The sequence below is a fragment of the Faecalibacterium sp. Marseille-P9312 genome, from assembly GCF_902497445.1.
GTDB lineage: Bacteria > Bacillota > Clostridia > Oscillospirales > Ruminococcaceae > Faecalibacterium > Faecalibacterium longum.
Genome location: NZ_CABVEW010000011.1, coordinates 1 through 16,142, shown reverse-complemented (window position 1 = coordinate 16,142; position 16,142 = coordinate 1). Strand labels below are relative to the sequence as shown.

At 60.6% G+C, this 16,142-nt stretch carries 14 protein-coding genes and 1 tRNA gene; 3 read left to right on the top strand and 12 right to left on the bottom strand.

Features of this window, described 5'->3' with window-relative positions:
• Positions 1-11: 11 nt before the first annotated feature.
• From F3G95_RS09300 to F3G95_RS09275, 6 genes are all read right to left on the bottom strand, one after another.
• Positions 12-245, bottom strand: a complete 234-nt coding sequence (locus F3G95_RS09300) for a hypothetical protein (protein WP_149794709.1) — start codon at positions 243-245, stop codon at positions 12-14.
• Positions 242-3,556, bottom strand: a complete 3,315-nt coding sequence (locus tag F3G95_RS09295) for an SbcC/MukB-like Walker B domain-containing protein (RefSeq protein WP_149794708.1) — start codon at positions 3,554-3,556, stop codon at positions 242-244. The genes F3G95_RS09300 and F3G95_RS09295 overlap by 4 nt, the downstream gene beginning before the upstream one ends.
• Positions 3,553-4,161, bottom strand: coding sequence for a DUF4194 domain-containing protein (locus F3G95_RS09290; protein WP_149794707.1), 609 nt, complete (start codon positions 4,159-4,161; stop codon positions 3,553-3,555). Before F3G95_RS09290 ends, F3G95_RS09295 begins: the two co-directional genes overlap by 4 nt.
• Positions 4,145-5,578 (bottom strand): Wadjet anti-phage system protein JetA family protein, encoded by a 1,434-nt coding sequence (locus F3G95_RS09285; protein ID WP_149794706.1) that lies wholly within the window; start codon positions 5,576-5,578, stop codon positions 4,145-4,147. Before F3G95_RS09285 ends, F3G95_RS09290 begins: the two co-directional genes overlap by 17 nt.
• A gap of 436 nt (positions 5,579-6,014) precedes the next feature.
• A complete protein-coding gene (locus tag F3G95_RS09280; RefSeq protein WP_149794705.1) occupies positions 6,015-6,341 on the bottom strand; it encodes an acylphosphatase in 327 nt (108 codons plus the stop codon).
• A gap of 6 nt (positions 6,342-6,347) precedes the next feature.
• Complete coding sequence (locus F3G95_RS09275) at positions 6,348-8,003, bottom strand: putative manganese-dependent inorganic diphosphatase (RefSeq protein ID WP_149794704.1); 1,656 nt, start codon at positions 8,001-8,003, stop codon at positions 6,348-6,350.
• Positions 8,004-8,284: 281 nt separating this feature from the next.
• Between F3G95_RS09275 and F3G95_RS09270 the strand changes: the two genes are divergently transcribed.
• The gene (locus tag F3G95_RS09270) at positions 8,285-9,643 is read left to right on the top strand and encodes an MATE family efflux transporter (protein ID WP_149794703.1); all 1,359 of its coding nucleotides are present in this window, start codon (positions 8,285-8,287) and stop codon (positions 9,641-9,643) included.
• A gap of 69 nt (positions 9,644-9,712) precedes the next feature.
• On the top strand, positions 9,713-10,729 hold the full coding sequence (locus tag F3G95_RS09265) for an ATPase P (protein WP_149794702.1): 1,017 nt from the start codon (positions 9,713-9,715) through the stop codon (positions 10,727-10,729).
• A gap of 50 nt (positions 10,730-10,779) precedes the next feature.
• Here the strand turns inward: F3G95_RS09265 and F3G95_RS09260 are convergent, their stop codons facing one another.
• The 4 genes from F3G95_RS09260 to F3G95_RS09245 form a co-directional block, all read right to left on the bottom strand.
• Positions 10,780-12,147 (bottom strand): MATE family efflux transporter, encoded by a 1,368-nt coding sequence (locus F3G95_RS09260; RefSeq protein WP_149794701.1) that lies wholly within the window; start codon positions 12,145-12,147, stop codon positions 10,780-10,782.
• Positions 12,148-12,166: 19 nt separating this feature from the next.
• Complete coding sequence (locus F3G95_RS13810; protein WP_188117539.1) at positions 12,167-12,448, bottom strand: hypothetical protein; 282 nt, start codon at positions 12,446-12,448, stop codon at positions 12,167-12,169.
• A 90-nt stretch (positions 12,449-12,538) separates the two neighbouring features.
• A complete protein-coding gene (locus F3G95_RS09250) occupies positions 12,539-13,291 on the bottom strand; it encodes a carboxymuconolactone decarboxylase family protein (RefSeq protein ID WP_149794700.1) in 753 nt (250 codons plus the stop codon).
• A complete protein-coding gene (locus F3G95_RS09245) occupies positions 13,291-13,830 on the bottom strand; it encodes a flavodoxin family protein (protein WP_149794699.1) in 540 nt (179 codons plus the stop codon). Before F3G95_RS09245 ends, F3G95_RS09250 begins: the two co-directional genes overlap by 1 nt.
• A gap of 117 nt (positions 13,831-13,947) precedes the next feature.
• Here F3G95_RS09245 and F3G95_RS09240 point away from each other — a divergent pair, with 117 nt between their 5' ends.
• Complete coding sequence (locus tag F3G95_RS09240) at positions 13,948-14,415, top strand: MerR family transcriptional regulator (RefSeq protein WP_149794698.1); 468 nt, start codon at positions 13,948-13,950, stop codon at positions 14,413-14,415.
• Between the two features lie 266 nt (positions 14,416-14,681).
• Here F3G95_RS09240 and F3G95_RS09235 read toward each other — a convergent pair.
• Positions 14,682-14,758 (bottom strand) — tRNA-Arg (locus tag F3G95_RS09235).
• A gap of 67 nt (positions 14,759-14,825) precedes the next feature.
• Positions 14,826-15,599 (bottom strand): type III pantothenate kinase, encoded by a 774-nt coding sequence (locus F3G95_RS09230; RefSeq protein ID WP_015565088.1) that lies wholly within the window; start codon positions 15,597-15,599, stop codon positions 14,826-14,828.
• Between the last annotated feature and the right edge of the window lie 543 nt (positions 15,600-16,142).

Below are 16,142 nucleotides of genomic sequence, written 5' to 3'. Positions count from 1 at the left end.
GGTACTCCTTGTTACATCCCGGGCCGCCAGCCGGTGCAGTAGCGGGCATAATCCCGGTCGGCCTGCTTGACGTAGAGCACCAGCTCCTCGCCGCCGTCCTTTTTGGTGCGCTGACGCACCTTGGTGGGCAGGTTCTGGCGGTGGAGCAGTTCGATCTCGTCGTTCAGCTCTTCTTCGGTGTCAAAGGTGTCCAGCTCGGTCCAGTGGGTGGCAAAGAGCCAGAATTTTACAAGATGTTCGTTCAAGATCCAATTTCCTCCGATGCATTCAGACGGTAAAAGGGCGCGATGGCGTTCACGTCGCCGTGGCGCACGATGGAATAGGTGATGTCACAGTAGGGCTGGATGGCGGTGCTCTTCTCGACGGTGGAGATGAGCAGGACCTGCAGCTGCATCCGGCGGAACAGCTCCATCATGGGGCGGATGCGGTCGCTGGTCATCTTGCTGAACGCTTCGTCCAGCAGCACCAGACGGATGCTGTTCTCGCTCTTCTGGTAGATCTGGAGCAGCGACGCGCAGATAGCTACATAGAAGGGGGCCTGATTCTCGCCGCCGGAGGAATCACGGCTGACGCGGGAAAGGGAAGCCTGCTGGCCGGAGACGGTGTTGGTCACTTTGATGTCGTAGTCGAGGTAGGTGCGGTAGTCTACATAATCCGAAAGGGTGACATTCTCGGGGCGGCGGCCCTCCTGCCGGGCGCGGGTGTTCTCGTCCACATCGGCCATGATCTTTTCCATCAGCTCGTCTACCTGACGCTCATAGACGGGGTCGGCGGTGGCGGCGAGGTTGTCCAGCGAGTCGCCGTCGGTCATCTGCTGGTTTCCCTTGTCCACGATGACCTGATAGAATGCGGCCAGCTGGGGGTCGCGGCTGGGGCCAAGCTCGAAGCGGTAGACCTCTTCGCCGTAGGTCAGCTGTTCCATCACCTTGTTCAGCTCCCGGAACTGCCGCCGTGCGTTGAAGATGTCATCCTTCATCCGGAAGAGGATGTCCTTGCGGAAGCGGTCCTTGCAGTCGCGCTGTGCCTGCTCGAGGCGGGCGGCGTACCGCTCCAAATCAATGCGCACGAGGCTCTCATGCTGGGCGCGGTACTGCTCGATGCCCGTAAGGCCCAGCGGATGATCGCAGACGTAGCGGGTGTTGTACTCTTTCTGGGCAGGCTCGAGGGTGCCGGTGAGGTAGACGGCCAGTGCGTCGTCCAGCCGGGCCTGTGCCTTTTCAGCGGACTGGGCCGCATAGCGCGGGCCTTTGTCCTTGCTCAGGGCCGCGAAGCGCTCCCGTGCCAGCGGCTCCAAAAGCGGGTACTGCCCGAAGAACCGGTCGGCGGCGTCCTTTGCCTGCCTGGCGGTCTCTTCTGCTTTGGTCTGCTCAGCCTCGCAGGAGGCCAGCTGCTTTTCGCAGACACGGATGTCGCCGCCGGCTGTCTCCACAGCGGCGCGGGCGGCGTCCCACGCGGCCTCGCGGGCCTCGTCCTCTTTGTAAAGCTGCTGCAGCATCGGGTTCTCGCGGCACTCGGCCAGCTTCTGCTCCTGTGCGGTGCAGTCGGCGCGGGCCGCTTCCAGCGCGGCGCGGGCGTCCCACAGCGCGGCCAGCTCATCCATGACGCTGCTGTGCAGCACATCCTGATAGCTGTCCCGTGCGGCTTTGAGGGCGGCGGCAGACTGCGCCGCTTCCTTGCTGCGGGCGGTCAGCTCATCCAGAGCTTTCGTCAGCGCTTCGGCCCGGGCGCGGCGGGCGTCAAGGCCGATATACCGCTGGGGTGTGCGGAGACGCTCGAGGCGGAAGGGGTGGTGGCGCAGCAGGTCGCGGGTAGCGCTGTCGGGATAGTTTTCCAGTGTGTCGGGGGTGTCACAGCAGACGATGCGCCGCAGGATGGTGTCGGCATACTGTGCGGCCAGCGGGTTCTCGCTTCGGACCTGCGCGGCGAGGCTGTCGGCAGGGGCGGCGTCGGCCTTGCGGTTGGCCGTGCGGATGCTGGGGGTGTCCAGCAGGCTGATAGGGCCGACCTTGTCCCGCAGGGCCACAAAGGCACTCTTGGCGGCGGCGTAGTGGGCAGGCGGCACGAGGATGTCGAACCGGCGGTCGCCGAGGCAGGCTTCCACGCAGTCCTGCCAGCTCTCGTCCTCGACGCTCAGCAGTTCGCAGAAGATTTTGGCGTCCGGCGTCATGCCGCGGCTCTTGAGCTCAGCGTTCACGGCATCCCGCACTCTGGTGGCGGCGTCGCCGTGGGGGTAGACCCACCGGCCTCCCGAGACGGAGGCCAGCTCCGCCTGCTTTTCCTGTACTTCGGCGGTGAGGGTGTCGGCGCTCTGCCGTGCGGCGAAATACTGCTCTTCCAGCGGCTTTTCCAGCCCGGCGAGGGCGCTTTGGAGCTGGGGCAGAGTCTCCGCCGTCAGCGAGGCGGGCCAGAGCGATTTTTCGACGGCAAAGCCGCTGCGCTGCAAGCTCTGCAAGAGGCTCTGCACGTTGCCTGCGGCGGCTTCGCTTCTGGAAGCGTCCCGGCCGGCCTTGTCCAGTGCGGTCTTTTTGCGGGCCAGCTCTTCGCTCAGGGCGTCCAGCGCCCGGCCCTCGCCGCTGGCGGCGGCACTGTGGGCCGAAAGATAAGCCCGGCGGGCCTCGGCCTCGGCGTCTTTTGCGGCGGCGTAGCGGGCTGTCAGCTCTTCGTGCTGGCGCTTTCCGGCGGCAAGATGCTCCTGCCAGGTGTTCGTCCCGGCGGCGGCTTCCTCAGCACGGGCCAGCAGGGCAGTGCCTCGGTTGACGAGGGCTTCCGTTTCCTTCTGGGCAGCTTCGCGGCCATAGGCCACGATCTGTTCCAGCGCGGCGGCGCGTGTCTGGGCTTCGGCCAGCACGGCGTGGAGGTTTTCCAGCTCCACCCGGTCGCCCTGCAAAGCTTCCAGATCAAGCTCGGGCTGAGGCAGGATGTACTGATATAAAAACTCCCGGAAGTTGGGGATCTCGTCCATGCTGGTACCCATCTGGAAGACTTCGTTGAACTTCTTGCCCAGCGGGCTTGCGGCGCGGCCGATGCCCAGCGCCCGGCAGATGCGGTCGCGGGCTTCGCCGGGGCTGCGGGTGTAGGAGAGACGGCCCACAGCGGGCTTGAAGTTCTCTTTCGAGCTGGGCGCGCCGGTGCGGGGGTCGATGAAGGGCAGTTGCTCGAGGGTGCAGCCGTCCTCGGAGATATACCAGGTCTGGTCGCCGGGGTGGAGCTCCTGCATGGGGCCTTCCGACTCGACCCGGACGGCGATGACGAAGTGGGTGCGCTTGACGCTGTCCCAGAACTCCGCGCCGATGTAGGCCACGGTGCGGCCCGGGCGGCGGTAGGCGTTCTCGCCGCGCTGCTTGGCGTGGACAGAGCCTTGCAGGGTGCGGCCGCTCTTTTTGTTGCCGAGAGCGTTGAAGTTGCGGTTGGTGGTCAGGCAGTAGCGGATGGCGTCGAGGATGGTGGTCTTGCCCACGGCGTTGACGCCGATCATGTAGGTCAGCCGGGCGCAGTCGAAGGTCACGTTCTCAAAGTTGTGCCAGTTGATGAGCTTCAGGCGTTTCAGTTCTATCATTCTTCCACCTCCACGGCAGCGGTGCCGTCCTCCGGCCGCTCATAAAGCGAAAGCTCGCTGCGGGTGCGGGTCACCTCGGCGGCAGCGTCCGCAAGGTCGGAATCTGGCAGAGCAAGCAATACAGTGGGGAATACTTCAATACGGCTGTCCAGCCCGGAAAGCCGTCCCACCGGCCGGGCCAGATTGTACCGGCGCAGGGTGCGCAGCAGCTTTTCCAGCGTGGGCTGGTCGAGGCGGCGGGGCAGGTTCATCTTTTGCAATTCGGCCTGTACCTCTTCCACCGTCACCAGCACCTGATCGGCGCTGGCCGAGAGGCTCTCCCGCTTTTGGAGGTAGAGCAGGCGCAGGACTAAGAGCAGGATGCTCTCGTACTTCAGAAGCCGGGCCTGACTGCCCTCATGCTCGTTGACGAGGGCCGCCGCCTGCAGCGGGGCGGGGTAGAGCACCACCGAGTAGCCCAGCGGCGCAAACACGGCCCGCACCTCGTTGAGGTGGTCCTGAACATAGAGATATTTGGCGCGCTGGTCCTCCACGCCGCCCAGCACAAAGCAGTGGTTGAGCAGATAATTTGCGCACTCTTCCAGCATTTTATTCGTTTCGGTCATCTTCGGCGTCCTCCTTGCGGGGTGTCAGAGTAAATTCTTCAAACCGGAAGCCGCCCCGCGTGGCCCACTCGCCGGTGAGCTGGATGTCATAACAGCGGCGCGGCGACTGGGAGTAGGTGTGCAGTCCGATGATGCGTGCGAAGTCGTTCGGGTATTCGTCGGCGAGGGTGGACGCCGAGACAGAAGGCCGTGCGGCCAGCGCCTGCCGGGCGAGGATGTCCACGTTCTCCTCGGTGACGGCCATCCGGGCGTAGTCCAGCAGGAGCTTCTGCTCCCGGCGGAGCTGCTCCTCGTCCAGCTGTCCGGCCTGCACCGGGGCCAGCGGCGCGTCGGTGCGGGGTGCGGCCGGAGGATAGAGCGGCTTTTCGCCGAAGACCTGCACCGGCCAGAGCTTGAGCCGCGCGGCCAGTGGGCCGTCGTCCGGCTCAAAGAGCTGTTCGGGCGTTTTGATGTCCTCGGCATACCGCCGCAGCAGGGCGGTGACGCTGCCCTGGGCCGAGCGGTCGCTCAGCAGCAGGAACTGCGCCCGCTGAACGGCCCGCTTGCGGTAGCGGACGTGGCTGGCGTCGATCTCCCGGATGAGGGTGCTCATCTCTTCGAGGGCGTCCCGCTGTTTCTGGATGAGGGCGCGGACGGCGGGAGCGGCCTCGCTCGGGGCGCAGCGCTCCACCCGGGCGTAATCCAGCGCCAGCTGGGGCAGGTAGTTCGTCTCGCAGTCGTCCAGTCCCTCTTCGAGGAAGGCGCGGTAGTTGAACAGGTTGTCGCTGGTCTTGAAGCGGTGGTAGGCGGCGGCCACCACCTTTTCTTCGTACTGGTCGAAAAGCTCCAAGACTTCCTGCGGGGTGCGGTTGCGGGTGAGGCGGTCGATGTAGTGGCCGATGGAGGCGTTGAGGGCGCGGAGGGACTTGTTCAGCGCCTCAAGGTCGCCGGCTACCTCCCGCAGGACGTTCTCGTAGGGGCTCTTCTCTTGGCCCACGTTCTGCAAAAGCTGCCACGCCTTGTAGAGCTTGCCGGTGTAGGTGACGACCCGGGGGTTCAGGATCTCTTCCAGCGCCTCGAGAAGCGGCGTCACCTCCGGCACAAAGGCCAGCGCAGGCTCTTCTTCGTAGCTGCCGGGCTGTTCGGCCAGCCAGCCGGTGCGCCGCAGCCGCAGCAGAAAGCCCAGCGCCAGCGTGTGGGGGTCGCGGGTGGGCTGCTCGGCCTCATCGCCCGCGTCGTCGGCGTCCAGTGCCAGCGGCTTTGCCAGCGCGGCGAAGTAATCCTCGGCCCGGGATACGGCCTCGGCCCGCAGGATGCTGTAATCTGCCGTGTGGCGGCACTCCTCCCACAGCAAGAGCAGCAGCTCTGCATAAAATGCCCGGTTCGGCCCCGCCAGCGGCCGGAACAGCCGCGGGCTGACCAGTTCAAACAACTGCATCCGTATGCCCCTTTCGATCGGTAAAGTTCGACTTCTATTGTACCACAGATGGCACGGTTTTGCACCCCGCCGGGAAATAAAAACACGGGCCGGCAAAGCGGTATGAAACCCCTTTGCCGGCCCGTGCGGCGCTCCCTTATTCCCAGGCCCGGCGGCCATGCCGCACAAAAGCCTGACAATGATTGATTCGATGATAGCACGACTTTGGCATTCTGTCAACCAAATTGCTGAAAAAAGAAGAAAGTGTAAGAGGATTTCTCCAATCTTTTCCTGAAATTACACACATTTTCCACGAATTTGTGATAGCCTTAAATACAGAAGAACTCCCCGATAATGTACTCGTTCGAAATACAAGGCGGAACTACTCCTGATAGATACACAACAGCCCCCCGGAATGCAGGACTCCGGGGGGCTTCGTGTTTGTTACAGGCTGTTATCAGTAGCCGCGCACCCGGAAATCCCGTTCCCACGGGTCAGGGGCGAGGTCGCGCTGGCGGATGGAAGTAATCTGGATATAGTCGCTGCGCTGGATGAGGGCGAACAGCTTAAGGAAGAGGGTCGGGTCGCCCTGCACTTCCAGTGTGACCGAGCCGTCGTCTTCGTTTTCCACCCAGCCGGTGAGGCCGAGGCTCTGGGCGGCGTACCGTGCGCGGTAGCGGAAGCCCACGCCCTGCACCTGTCCCTCGATGGAGTAGCGCCGCCGGACTGTCCCCTGAGGCAGGGTGGGCGGCTGGCGGTCCTTTTCGTTCAGAAAGTCAAACATGGTAGCTTAAAGCTCCTGATAGGCGCTCATCAGGGCGGGGATGAACTGCTTTTTGCGGCTGACGACGCCGGGCAGCACCCAGCTGCCATCTTCCTCCGGCTCCTTTTCGAAGCCGCTGCGCAGCATCTCGCCGGCATGACGGCCGGTGCAGATGACGACGCTCTCTTCCTTCGGCACATCGGTCAGCAGCATATAGAGGTCCTCCACGTTCTGCTTGCCGCAGGCTTCGGGCAGATAGGGGGTGAGCAGCTGCTGGGCCGCTTTCAGGTTCTTGCGGGTCATGTAGCTGCCCTGCGCCACGCCGAAGCGGACATCGCCGCACATGAACACCTTGAAATCCTGCAGGAAGACTTCCTCCGGGGTCTTTCCGTCCAGCTTCTCGCCGGCCTCGAACATCTCGGAGGCAAAGGCGTCGATCTCGACGCCCGCGATTTTGGCGAGGCGGTTGGCGGTGGAGACATCGACGGGAGTGCAGGTGGGGCTGCGGAAGACCAGCGTATCCGAGAGGATGGCCGCCAGCAGCAGACCGGCGATCTGAGGCCGTATCTCGACGCCGTTCTCATCGTACATCTGGGTGATGATGGTGGCGGTGCAGCCTACAGGCTGGTTGCGGAAATAGACCGGGCCGCTGGTCTCGAGGCTGCCGATGCGGTGGTGGTCGATGATCTCCAGGATCTCAGCCTGGTCGAAGCCCTCCACGGCCTGGGTGGCCTCGTTGTGGTCCACTAGGATGATGCGGCGCTTGCGCAGGGCGATGATGTTGCGGCGGCTGACCATGCCGCAGTACTTGCCGTCCTCGTCGAGGATGGGGAAGTAGCGGTGGCGCACCTTGGCCATCACGCGGGTGACGTCGGCCACCGGGGTGACGAGGGTGAATTTCATGATGTCGTCGCGGGTCATATAGTAGGAGATGGGGGCGCACTGGCTCATGAGCTTGCCGGCGGCGTAGGTGTCGCAGGGGGCGGTCATGATGGCGACGCCGGTCTCCTCGGCGATGCGCTGGATGGTGCGGCCCACCTTGGCGCCGTTGCAGATGATGAGGAGGGATGCTTCCTTCTCGATGGCGCACAGCTGGCTCTCATAGCGGTTGGTCAGGATGACGATGTCGCCCTTTTCGACGTTGTTTTCCAGCATCTCAGGGGTGGCAGTGCCGATCTTGATATGACCGGTGGTGCAGACGGCGTTCTCGTTGCCGACGACCATGGTGCCGCCGAGGGTCTCGAGGATATTCTTATAGGTGGTGCGGCTGGTGGCAAGCACACCGGTGTCGAACACGTCCATGTTGGCCGTGGCGATGTCCTTCACGGTGATGATGCCTTCCAGCTCGTTGTCGGCGCTCGTGATGGGCAGGGTGTCGATCTTCTGGTCGCGCATGATCTCCCATGCCTTGCGCAGACTGGTGGAGCCGGGGATGCCGGGCATCTCGCGGTAGTCCACATCACGGATCTTCGGGTTGACGTCGGTACACATCCGGGGCGGCGCGACGCCGAACCGCTTGAGCACGAATTCCGTCTCCTGGTTCATCCGTCCGGCCCGGCGGGCCTCGCAGACGAGGGAGCTTGTCTTATTTTTCAGCTCTGCGTACGCAATGGCAGAGCAGATAGAGTCGGTGTCCGGGTTGCGATGTCCGATGACCACGACTTTATGAGCTGTCTTTGGCATAGATTCCTTCCCCCTTATGGGTCTTGGGTTGTCCTTCTTATCATGATACCGGAGCGCCGTTTTGTCCGCGTCCCTGCACGGCGCAGAAAAGGGAAGCCCTCTGGTAACTTTCATTGTAACACAAGATGGAATGGGGGTAAAGTGGAGCAGAGGGGCAGGATCCTTAAAATTTTGAGAGATTCTTGTATACATCTTCTTGCCTTTTGGGGAAAGACGCTGTATCATAGGGATAAGTCTGTATACTTTGAAAAAGCCCCTTCGGGGGCGGCGCGGAGGAGCGAATGACGAGCACAAAATTTGAAACGAAGCCTTTGTTTACCCGCCAGCAGCTGACGGCCCTGCTGCTGCCGCTCATTGCGGAGCAGGCCCTGAGCGTGACCATCGGCCTGGCCGATACCCTCATGGTGTCGTCGGTGGGCGAGGCGGCGGTGTCGGGCGTGAGCCTTGTGGACACCTTCAACACCCTGATGATACAGATCATGACGGCGCTGGCTACCGGCGGCGCGGTGGTCGCCAGCCAGTACATCGGCCATCGGGAGGAGAAGAGCGCCCGGGCTGCTGCCGCACAGATCATGTTCATCATGTCCAGCTTCAGCATTCTTGTGGCAGCGGTGGTCGTGGTGGGACGCCACGCCATCCTGCGGGGCATTTTCGGCTCCATCGACGCCGATGTGATGAAGTACGCCGAGACATATTTCCTGCTGTCGGCCCTGAGCTACCCTTTCATCGGCCTGTATAACGCAGGCGCGGCCCTCTTCCGGGCGCAGGGCAACAGCAAGATCAGCATGATGTCCAGCCTTGTGATGAATGTCGTCAACATCGGCGGCAATGCCATCCTCATCTTTGGCTTCAAGATGGGCGTCATGGGCGCGGCGCTGGCCAGCCTCGTTTCCCGCGCGGTGGCCTGCTGTGCCGTCCTCTTCCTGCTCCAGAAGCCGGATTGTATGCTCCGCGTCACCGGCCTGTCGGCCATGAAGCCGGACGGAAAGCTCATCCGGCGCATCCTGCGGGTGGGCATCCCGGCGGGCATTGAGAACGGGATGTTCCAAATCGGCAAACTGTCGGTGGCCAGCCTCACCAGCACCCTCGGCACCGCCGCCATCGCGGCCAATGCCGTGGCCAACACCACCAGCACCTTCCTGAACATCCCGGCCAGCGCCGTCGGCATGGCGGTGCTCACGGTGGTGGGCCAGTGCCTCGGTGCAGGCGAGAAAGAGCAGGCGGTCTGGTATGCCCGCCGCCTGCTGCTGGTGGCCTACTGCGGGGCCTGGGTCATGAATCTGTCGGCCTTCTTCTTCGCCGACCGCTGGGCGCTGTCCTGGTTCAGCCTCTCGCCGGAGGCTTCGGCCATGGCGCTGGAAGTCATGATGTGGTTCAACATCGTCTCCCTCTTCTTCTGGCCCTCCAGCTTCACCTTGCCCAACATCCTCCGTTCCGCCGGCGACGCCAGCTTCACCATGACCGTCAGCATCGTGTCCATGTGGGTGTTCCGCGTGGGCTTCTGCTACCTGTGGGTCCTGAAGATGGGCGGCGGACTGCTCAGCATCTGGATGGGGATGTATCTCGACTGGGCGTTCCGCTCCATCTGCTTTATGGTGCGTTTTGTCCGGGGAAAATGGCTTGAGCAGAAGGTCATCTGAAACTGCCTCTTGCTTTTTTCGGCTCAGAGTGGCAGAATGAGGGAAAGAAATGGAAGAAGGGGATTCTCTATGCTGTTTCATCCTGCACAACTGGGCCTCGCCCATCTGGACAAAGCAACGCTGGAAGCCGATAAGAAAGTCTGCAAAAAGATCGGCCCCTGCGGCGTGGGCAAAAAGGCCCTCTACCTCAACAGCTTCTACATCGACCGCCGGTATTATCTGCCCTATGGCAGCATCAGCCGCGTGTTCAAGCGGGTGGCCATGAGTCAGGGAGGCTTCTCCGGTAAGGGCATGTTTGCCTCGATGGCTTACCTCGTGGTGGAGTACGACGGCGGCAAGCAGAAGCAGTGCAACTTCAAGGACGAGCGGGATGTGGATGCCCTGCTGGAAGTTCTGGCGAAAGAACAGCCCAACATCCCGCGTCTGAGCGCCGCAGGCGAGGCGGAAATTGCCCGCCAGAAAGCCGAGAAAGCCGCCCGGAGGCTGCCCCAGCTCTCGAAAGAGGCAGAGCAGAGCGTGGGCCAGCTCAAGCGCGCATCGGACTACCTCGCCAGGAAACCGGAGCTTGCCAAAGAGCTCAGCGCTGCCGAGCGCCGCAAGCGCGCCCAGCTGCAGAGCAAGCCGGTGTATAAATATGTGGCCCTCATCATCAGTCTGTTCGGCGTGGTGTCTGCGGCCTATGGCATCCAGAGCATCATCAACCACACCGGAAACTACGGCATCTACTTTGCACTGTTCGGCTTTGCGGCCATCTTCCTCTTCTCCAGCTACAACATGATGCCTACGGCCCACAACAACCATAACGCCATCATGAAGCGTGCCGACAGGGCCGAAGCGGCCATGGCCGAGTACATCAAAGCCTATCCCGGCGGGAACTTCCCGGTGCCGGACATCTACGCTCACCCTGTGGTGCTCAAGCAGATGACCGACGCTCTTCAGGAGGGCCGGGCTGTCACCCTGCCCGAAGCTCTCGAGGCTGTGAAGAACCGCCTCAAAGAGGTCAACGCCGACGTTCAGGTGGAGCAGGAAGAGTACGACGAGATCGTCCAGATCAAGGCCATGTTCCTCAACCACGATTATCAGTAACGAAATAAAGAAATGCCATCGCCGCGGGGCGATGGCATTTTTGTGTCTTATCAGACTTCTGCGGGCTGGGGCTGAGTGAATATCTTCATGCTGTCCTTGTAGGCGTGGATGAAGTAGACGATCTCTGCGATGGCGGTCAGCGTCCAGGAGCAGGGGTAGAGCAGGTAGAGCGAGGGGATGGTATGGAAGTGGGCGAAGATGGTGTAGACCCAGATGACCCGGAACACGCAGGAGCCGAGGACGACGATGACGGTCGGCACTACCGTCTTGCCCAGGCCGCGGGAGGCGGCGATGGTGCAGTCCATGAAGGCCGAAATGCAGTAGGCAAAGCCCATGACGCCCACACGCTTCATGCCGGCATCGATGACGGCGCTCTCGGTGGTGAAGAGGGCGAGGAACTGCCGCCCGAAGATGAACAGCGAACCGCCCAGCACGAGGCCGGCGCCGAAGGAATAGGCGAGGGCGATGAAGTAGCTCTTCTTCACGCGGTCAGGCTTGCCCGCGCCGTAATTCTGGCTCATGAAGCTGGCGCAGGCCATATAGAACGCGGCCATTGCGTCGTATATCATATTGTCGGCGTTGGCGGCGGCGGAGTTGCCCTTGACCATGAGGGAGTCAAAGGAGTTGACACCGGCCTGAATGAAGAGGTTTGCAATGGCAAAGACGGCGTTCTGGAATCCGGCGGGCAGGCCCAGCGCGAGGATGCGCTGGGTGGTGGCAGGGTCGAGAGCGACCTTGTGGAAGTCCAGAGCGTAGCAGTCCTGCACGCGGGTCAGCGCCCGCAGAACGAGGAAGGCCGAGACACATTGGGAGATGGCACTTGCCAGCGCCACGCCCGCCACGTCCAGATGGCAGACGATGACGAAGAAGAGGTTGAGCAGGATGTTCAGCACGCCTGCGATGCACAGGTAGTACAGTGGCTTTTTCGTCTCACCAATGGCGCTGAAGATGGCGTTGCCGTAGTTATAAAGAGCCAGCGCCGGCATACCGAGGAAGTACACCCGCAGGTAGAGCACGGCGCCGGGGTAGAGGTCTTCTTTGGTGTTGAGCAGATGGAGCAGGGCCGGAGAACCCAGCAGGCCGATGAGCAGGAGCAGTACGCCCGCTGCCAGACTGACCAGCAGAGCCGAGTGGACGGTCTTCTCCACATCGTCGGCATGGCGCGCACCGTAGAACCGGGCCACCAGCACGTTGATGCCGTTGCTCAGACCGATGAGGAAACCGGTGAACAGGGTGACGAAGATGCTGGTGGAGCCTACCGAGCCGAGGGCCGTGGAGCCTGCGAACCGGCCCACCACAGCCACGTCCGACATATTAAAGAGCACCTGCAGCAGATTGGACAGGGCCAGCGGCAGGCTGACCAGGAGGATCTGTTTGGCCAGAGGCCCTTCGGTCAGAGACTTTGCGGATGAACTCATAGTTTCTTTTTTCCTTTTCTTATCCCAAAACAGTACCCGCGCACACCGGGGTACAAGCTCTATTATAAAGATGTTTTTGCTTTTTGCAATATAAAAAGATGGCCCCCTGACAATAGAAAAGGGGCTGCTGCAAAATAGCTCCAACAAAAATGAGATAGACTTCTCCAACGACCCGGCCATCCTTGCCTGCTGGAACAGCGAGGAAGGACAGCGGGAGTTTGCCGCATGGCAGGCGGAGCAGGCGCATCTTCCAGGAAAAGAAAAACAGGAAGCTCCCATCGGAGAACTCCCTGTTGTACATATCGCTATCGTCCGTGGCCTTTGGCAGGGTGCGTCTGGATGGATGCACCCTGCTTTTGTTTTATCGTGGTTGGGTGTACGTCAAAACGCATCACCGCAACTCCTTATAGGTTTCTTCCGGCACCGGCTCGCACCACTCGTTAGAGGTGCCTTCGCCGGGCACTTCCACGGCCAGATGAGAGAACCAGCAATCGGGTGCAGCACCGTACCAGTGCTTGACCTCCGGGGAAATGTTTACCACATCGCCCGGATGCAGCTCCAGCGGAGCTTTGCCCCATTCCTGATAGTAGCCCCGGCCTGCCACGCAGACAAGGATCTGCCCACCGCCCTTTGCAGCATGGTGGATGTGCCAGTTGTTCCGGCAGCCCGGCTCAAAGGTGACGTTGTAAATGCCAACCTGTGCGGTGGACAGGGGGGCCAGATAGCTTTTTCCGCTGAAATACTGCGCAAAACCGTCGTTGGATGCACCGATGGGAAACACCATTTCACTCTGGTGCTTTGCCTTGGCATCCTCGGCAGCGTCCTCTGCCCAGACTTCCTTTGCCATGCGGAAAGCCGCCCACGCCTTGGGCCAGCCTGCATAAAACGCCGCATGGGTCAGGATCTCTGCAATCTCAGTCCGGGTAATACCGTTGTTTTTCGCTGCCGTCAGGTGATACCGAAACGAGGAGTCCGTCAGTCCCTGCGCCATCAGTGCTACCACCGTCACAAGGCTGCGGTCCCGGAGGGAGAGTTTATCCTCTCGGCTCCACACCTGCCCGAATAGTACCTCATCGTTAAGTTCTGCAAATTTTGGTGCAAATTCGCCCAGAGCATCCCGCCCTGCTGTCTGTTTCACTGCCATTATACGTTCCTCCCCATCTCGTAAGCCTGTGCCATTGCAGAGGTGTTTCGCACCGCACCCGGCTCGTAAACGCCACATGCTACAAGGACTCCCTTTTCCACGGCACCTTCCACGCAGTCTGCATAGCCCCGGAAGCAGGCCAGCGTAGTGTCCGCAGAGGCTTTTTCCTTGTCTGCCATGGTGGTGATGTAGTAGAATTCCTTGTCTTTGACCTCAAGCCACCGTGCCACGGTACGGTCGATCACTGCCTTCAACTGGGCGCTGATGGAGTAGAAGTATACCGGGCTTGCCAGCACAATGACATCGGCATCGATCATCTTTTGCAGGATGTCTGCCATATCATCCTTGTGGACGCAGGCTCCGCCGTGGGTGCTGCAGTAGTAGCAGCCGGAGCAGGGAGCCACCTTTTTCTCAGCGACCCGGATCTTTTCTGCTTTGTGCCCGGCATCCTGTGCTCCACGCAGAAATTCGTCGCATAGAATATCAGAGTTGCCGCCCTTCCGGGGACTGCCAGACAAAATCAATACCTTCTTGCTCATAGGAGCCTCCTTGACAGCGGAGTGCATCCGCATTATGATGTTGATAAAGTTTGATTTTATCATACAACTTAAAGCGCACTTTAAGTCAAGGGCTTTTTGAAAAAACGGAGGTTTCAGATGATCTATACCGTAGGTGAAATGGCACAAAAGCTGGGCGTACCTGCCTCCACCCTGCGCTACTACGACAAAGAAGGGTTACTTCCCTTTGTGGAGCGTTCCTCCGGCGGCATTCGGATGTTTCGGGAAAACGACTTCGAGTGGCTGCAGGTCATCCGCTGCATGAAAAAAGCCGGAATGTCCATCAAGGACATCCGGCAGTATATTGAGCTTTCCATGCAGGGAGACGACACCATTGACACCCGGCTGGAAATGTTCCGGCATCAGCGGGAGGTACTCACCCAGCAGATCCAGCAGTTACAGCACACGCTGGAGACCGTGGAGTATAAATGCTGGTTCTATGAAGCCGCCAAAGCCGCTGGGACGGTAGATGTCCCCGGTGCAATGACCGATGCGGATGTGCCGGAGCAGTTCCGTGCCATCCGGCAGGAGCTGCGAGGACAGAAGATCCCGAATAGCGAAAAATAAGAAATGCCGTTCCAGTTGCTTTTGGAACGGCATTTCTCTTAATCTTCTAACCCACATCCCGGAGCAGCAGCTCCACGCAGCCGTCGGGAACGAGCCGGAGCTTGTCGGGGGTGAGACCCCTCCATCTTGCTGGCGCAAGACCGCTCTGCCGCTTAAAAGCCCCACTGGGGCTTTCATTGCTGCGCAACCGCGGCATTCTCATTTCCGATGAAAACGAAAAATCCGAACCCTTCTCCCATTGAGAAAAGGTTCGGATTTTCATTGTTTGGTGCGACCGGGAGGATTCGAACCTCTGGCCTTCCGGGTCGGAGCCGAACGCTCTATCCAGCTGAGCTACGATCGCACGATTTGTACTGATGAATCAGTACAATATAGTATAGCACAGCCTCTTGCAAAATGCAAATAAAACTTCAGCGGCGATTCCGCAGCCAGATGCAGTACAGGCCGTCCGTGATGAGCGTCTCACGGTAGAGGATGGGCGTGCGGCAGGCGTCCCGGATGGCCGTGGGCAGATTGCCGGTGGCGTAGAACTTCGTCTCAGGGCCAAGCTCGGCGCAGAAATGGTCAGCCAGCCCGTCCAGCATCCCGGCAGTGCCGAGGACAAAGCCGTTCTGTAAGCAGGCGGCAGTGTTCTTGCCCAGTACGGAGGCGGGCGCAGGCGCGGAGAGGTCGATTTGAGGCAGCTGGGCGGTGTTCTGCACCAGTGCAGCCAGCGAAAGCTGCGGCCCCGGCAGGATGACGCCGCCTACAAGTTCCTGTTTTCCGTTGACGGCCATCAGGGAGATGGCTGTGTCGGCAGAAATGACCACCAGAGGCCCCGAGCCCTCGGCCAGTGCGGCCACCGCGCCGCAGAGCAGTTCGGCACCCAGCTGGGCGGGATTGTCCAGCCGGAGGCGGATGCCGCTCTTGAGTCCCGGCCCGACGGTCAGGATGCGCACCGGGCAGAGCATCTGCAAAGCGGCCAGCACCCGCCCCGTCAGCGCAGGCACCACACTGCCCAGAATGCCGCCCTCAATTTGTTCTGGCGAAGCGCCGTGGAGCGAAAGCAGATTCAGCAGCCGCAGGCCGTATTCATCGACGGTGGCGGCGGGGTCGGTGTGGAGCCGTCCGCAGAATTTCAGGTCGTCGTGCTCGTAGCCGCCAATGGTGATGTGGGTGTTGCCGAGATTGACGGTAAGTATCATGGTTGGTGCCTCCCTGCTTGCTTATAATGTATATATAATATATAACACCTTCGTCTCCCCTTGGCAAGGGGAGACGCTGCGGCCATGGCCGCAGCGGAGGGGTTGGGGCCTGCCGGAAGATGAATTTTGGAGAAAGAAGAAAAAACCTGAAAAAACTTGCAAAAAAGTGTTGACATCCGGCCCGGCGTATGGTATTATACTTGAGCGCCAAGCGCTGAGACAAAAGAATGACTTCTGAGCCTCAGCTGGAAGTGAAGCGAAAAGAACCAATAGACGTCCGAAAGTTCCGGCCAGCGCCGAGAAACCGAGAACGCTCCAAGTTCGATAAGAAACGAAAAACTTCGAAAAAAGAGCTTGACAAAAAATCACTTCTGTGATAAAATAATCAAGTCGTCAGCCACTTGGCTGAGGCGCAAACAGGACCTTGAAAATTGAACAATATCGAAAAACTTGTAACGGAACCTATTTTCGTGTTGGAAAAACACGTTAAACAATTCCAAACAAAGTAATTCACACAGGACGCAAGCGATTGCGTGCTGAGCG